The organism is Aeromonas sp. QDB18 (assembly GCF_027705325.1).
GTDB classification, from domain to species: domain Bacteria; phylum Pseudomonadota; class Gammaproteobacteria; order Enterobacterales; family Aeromonadaceae; genus Aeromonas; species Aeromonas caviae.
Genome location: NZ_JAPDBQ010000210.1, coordinates 1 through 4,797 on the forward strand (window position 1 = coordinate 1; position 4,797 = coordinate 4,797).

The window sequence follows — 4,797 nt, forward strand, 5'->3', positions numbered from 1 at the left end:
GCGATAAAATCAGATCACAATCGAAGCCATTTTTATATCTATTTCAATTGGTTGCTGCTAAAGATCCTGTACATGAGACTTATCTAATTTAGAATTAAATGAAATTTTGTTTGCCACGGATTTGCAGTATTCTTGCCCTCCGACAATTGCTCAACAGGATAGTGTCAGTTCATGTCGTCTACCGCGCTCAGCCATCTTCCGACCGCCAGCCAGGCGCCTCTGTTTTTCCGCCTGGATACCCGTAGTCAACGGCTGGTCGCCCTGACCGATGTGATGCAGACGCCGCTCCACTGGCTCGACGAGCCCCGCAGTGCCTGGCCGGCCCAATTGCCGGACGCCCTGCGCCAGCCCATCGAGCAGCGGCTGGCCAGCGGCAAGGGGGGCAAGCTGGTGCTGCGCTTTGACGCTCTCCTCTGGCACATTTCCCTCTCCCACGAGCAGGACGCCTTCTGGCTCATCTGCCTGCAGACCCAGTCCCAGGAGAGCGCCGCCAGCCTGTCCCTGCAACTGCCGCGCCTGAGCCAGATGGCCAGCCAGCAGCAGTATGACGCCATGCTGGAGAGCCTCAAGGAGTGCCTGGGGGCCGATCGCCTGATCCTCTGGCACTACCAGGCCCATGGCGCCCTGGGCGGCGAGCAGCTGACCCCGGTGTTCACCCTGGGGGTGGACGCGCTCGGTGCCATTCGCGGAGACAGCCGCTACATCCGGGCCCTGCGTGCCCGGGGTGCCCTGAGCTTCTCGGAGGCGGCCCACCAGCCCATGTTGAGCCAGCACTACTACCTGGCCGATGCCAATGTCTGCTCCCGCCTGGACGGCGCCTTGCTGGAGCAGGAGAAGCTCATCGGCGTGCTCAGCCTGGAGTATGCCGAGAGCACCCTCATCAGCGATGACACCCTGCAACTGGTACGTCATTGCGCCCGCTTGCTCGGCCACTGGCAGCCGGACCCCGTGGCGACCGACGCCCCGGACCTCGCGCCCCCACCCGGGCTTGCCAACCTGACCGGCAACGATTACTGCCGCGCCCTGCTGCGCTGGGCCATGGGCCTGAGTGGTGCCCACAGGGGCTGGATCGGCGAGTTTCAGCCTCGCGGCCAGGATCTCTGGCTCATTCCCCGCTGCGTGGTGGAGGGGGATGCCTTCGCCGTCGTCAAACCCATGCCCATGGACATCGGCCCTGGCCGGGAGATCTTCCAGCACGGACAGAGTCTCTACGTGGAAGATCTGGCCCTGCGCTATCCCCAGTCCAGCCAACTGCTGGCCCTCGACGCCAAGGCCTATGTCGGTATCCCCTTCCCGGGGCCAAACGGTCTCCCCCTGGGGCAGCTCACCCTGCTGCTCGCCACCCCTCTGGCCGATCCCGCGCCCCTGCTGGACGTCCTCTACGAACAGCGCGAGCGGGCCGCCAGCGAGTTGCAGCGCCTGGCCAATGACGATGCCCTGCGCCTGGCCGAAGTGGCCTTCAACACCCACGACGGCCTGCTGGTGATGGATCACGGGGGCATCATCCTCAAGGTCAATGCCTCCTTCAGCCGCATCACCGGCTTTGCCAGCGAGGAGATGCTGGGCCTGCACATCGACGCCCTGAGGCCCACCTACTATGGCGACACCCTCAAGGAGGAGGTGATCACGGCTGTCAACCGGCAGGGATACTGGCTCGGGGAGGAACAATGCCTGCACAGGGAAGGACACCTCTTCCCGGTGCGGCTCATGGTGAGCGGGGTCAAGGACGAGGAGGAGGAGATCAGCCACTTCGTCTGCAGCTTCCACGACATCACCCAGGAGAAAGAGACCGCCCGCCACATTGAGCGCCTCGCCTACTACGACGACCTGTGCGATCTCTACAACAGGCGCAGCCTGACCGACATCATGCAGCGCACCCTGCAGGCCCCGAGTGGTCAGTGGGGGGCCCTGCTGCTGCTGGATCTGGACAACTTCAAATCCATCAACGACTCCCTCGGTCACGCCTGCGGCGATCTGCTGCTCCAGGCCGTGGTGGTGCGACTCAAGTCCCTGCCCCAGGAGAACCTGGTGCTCGCCCGCACTTCGGGTGACGAATTTGCCCTGCTCTTCACGGCACTGGGCCAGGGCTATATCACCGCCAAGATCCTGGCGGAGCACTTTGCCCGGGAGCTGATGGGGATCTTCCGTGCCCCCTTCGACATCGGCGATCACAAGCTGCACTGCAGCGCCTCCGTGGGGATCAGCCTGTTCAGCGATGACGACAAGGATCACCTTGTCCTGATGCAGCAGGCCGATACCGCCGTCCACATGGCCAAGCGCGCGGGCCAGGGCAACCATATCTTCTTCAGTGAAGCCATGGCGGAAAAAGAGAAGAGCAAGCTTTCTCTCAACAACCAGCTGCGCGATGCCCTGCGCAACAACGAGCTGGTGCTGCACTACCAGCCCCAATACCGGGTCGACAACGGCACGCTCTCGGGCATAGAGGCGCTGCTGCGCTGGCAGAAGGCCGACGGCACCATGGTGCCACCCGGGGAGTTCATCCCCATCGCCGAGGAGACCACCCTGATCCAGGAGATCGGCTACTGGGTGATGAAGACCGCCTGCACCCAGTACAGCTTCTGGCTCAACAACGGCCTCGCCATCCCCCATCTGTCGGTCAACGTCAGCGCCCGCCAGTTCCACACCGCCGGTTTCGTGCAGCAGGTGGAGTACATACTGCGGGACACCGGGGTGCCCCCGTCGCGCCTGCTGCTGGAGATCACCGAGTCCGTGGTGCTGGAAAACCGGCTGGAGAGTATCGCCAGGATCCGCCAGCTCAAGGCCCTCGGCCTGCTCATCTCCATCGACGACTTCGGCACGGGCTACTCCTCCCTGGCCTATCTGCGGGATCTGCCCGCCGACGAAGTGAAGCTCGACAGAAGCTTCATCCAGACCCTGGTCCACAGCGAACAGGACAAGGCCATCGTCAAGGCCATCCTGGATCTCGCCCGGGTGTTTCGTTTCACCGTCACCGCCGAAGGGGTGGAGGAAGAGGAGCAGCTCGCCGTGCTCAAGGCCCTGGGATGCCAGCATTATCAAGGCTTTCTCACCAGCCGGCCGCTCCCCGTCAAGGCACTGGAGAGCCTGCTGGGTGCCACCCCTGCGGGCTAAACTGGTAGGATTTATAGGGCTTTCTGTCATAAAATAACGACCGCTCGAACCTTGTCCGCACCATTGGAGTCGTCTATGTCAGTCATTAACCGGATCCCCGCCGTTGAATCCAAGGGACCTGCCACCCCCGGCACGCAGCGGATCCCGACCGTTGAAGCCAGCGACACCGGCACTACCGACATCATTGGCCGGATCCACTCCGTCGAGACCTGCGGGACCGTCGACGGCCCCGGCATCCGCTTCATCGTGTTCATGCAGGGCTGCCTGATGCGCTGCAAGTATTGTCACAACCGGGACACCTGGGACACCCAGGGCGGCCGCGAGGTCACCGTGCCCGAGCTGATGAAGGATCTCACCAGCTATCGTCACTTCATGAATGCCTCCGGCGGTGGCGTGACCGCCTCCGGCGGCGAGGCCATGCTGCAGCAGAAGTTCATCGCCGAACTGTTCACCGCCTGCAAGGCCCAGGGGATCCACACCTGCCTGGATACCAACGGTTTCGTGCGTCACTACGACGAGTTGCTCGACCGGGTGCTGGACAACACCGATCTGGTGCTGCTCGACATCAAGCAGATCAACGACGAGAAGCACATTCCCCTCACCCACGTCAGCAACAAATACACCCTGGAGTTCGCCCGCTACCTGGCCTCCCGCGGTCAGACCATGTGGATCCGCTACGTGGTGGTGCCCACCTGGTCCGACGATGACGAGAGCGCAGAAGGACTCGGCCAGTTCATCACCGAGCTGGGGGACTGCGTCGAGAAGGTGGAGCTGCTGCCCTACCACGAACTTGGCAAGCACAAGTGGGACGTGCTGGGAGATACCTATGATCTGGTCGGCATCAAGCCCCCCAGCAAGGAGACCATGGACAGGATCCAGGGCATCCTCGGCAAGTATCACCCCAACGTGAAGTATTGAGACAGGAGGCCGCCCGGCAGAGGGCGGCCTCTTTTCATTGTGCCGCCAGCGCCCGGGCTCATCACCGGGCAGTGACATCCGAGGGAACAGGTCATGAGTGAAGGACAAGTCGTCGCCCTCCTGCTCTGGCTGGTGCTGCTCGCCTTCAGCCTGAACGCCTCCCTGCTGCGCACCCTCCACGCCAACCCGCTCTACCAGCACCTCTGCCTGGGGAGCGCCATCGTCCTGGTACCGCTCTGGACCCTGCGGGCCGGGCTGCACGAGGGGCTGGAGATCCACTTTCTCGGCCTCACCAGCCTGACCCTGCTGCTGGGCTGGCGCCTCGCCCTGCTCGCCCCCTGCCTCACCCTGCTGATCCTCGCTGCCTTCGATGTCACCGAACTCGCGGACATCGGCTGGCAGGCCCTGATTGGCGTCGCCCTGCCGGTGGCCACCAGCTGGCTGCTGTTTCTGGCGAGCTGGGCCTGGCTGCCCCGCCACCTCTTCGTCTACCTGTTCGTGGCCGCCTTTCTCGGCGGCGCGCTCAGCATCTCGGTCAAGGTGATCGCCAGCGCCCTGCTGATGGGGATGAGCGGCACCTACCCCTGGCACACCATCGGCGCCGACTACCTCTCCATCTGGCCCCTGCTGCTCTTCCCCGAGGCCCTGCTCAACGGCATGACCATGACACTGCTCGCCGTCTATCGCCCCCCAGGGCGAGATCGTGAACATTTTGTTAAAAATTAAAAATAGTTTTTTGCCTACAAAACAAATACTTATAGGCCTGTG

General features: G+C 63.1%; 3 protein-coding genes. All 3 read left to right on the plus strand.

Annotated features, from left to right (window positions below):
- The first annotated feature begins 171 nt into the window (after positions 1-171).
- The 3 genes from OKC30_RS19870 to OKC30_RS19880 all read left to right on the plus strand — a co-directional run bounded on the left by OKC30_RS19870 (position 172) and on the right by OKC30_RS19880 (position 4,755).
- Positions 172-3,111 carry a sensor domain-containing phosphodiesterase gene (locus tag OKC30_RS19870; protein WP_270698441.1) on the plus strand — a complete coding sequence of 980 codons (2,940 nt, stop codon included), beginning with the start codon at positions 172-174 and terminating at the stop codon, positions 3,109-3,111.
- A 75-nt stretch (positions 3,112-3,186) separates the two neighbouring features.
- A complete protein-coding gene (gene pflA / locus OKC30_RS19875) occupies positions 3,187-4,029 on the plus strand; it encodes a pyruvate formate lyase 1-activating protein (RefSeq protein WP_270670511.1) in 843 nt (280 codons plus the stop codon).
- A gap of 93 nt (positions 4,030-4,122) precedes the next feature.
- Positions 4,123-4,755 carry an energy-coupling factor ABC transporter permease gene (locus OKC30_RS19880; RefSeq protein WP_270670512.1) on the plus strand — a complete coding sequence of 211 codons (633 nt, stop codon included), beginning with the start codon at positions 4,123-4,125 and terminating at the stop codon, positions 4,753-4,755.
- Positions 4,756-4,797 lie beyond the last annotated feature (42 nt).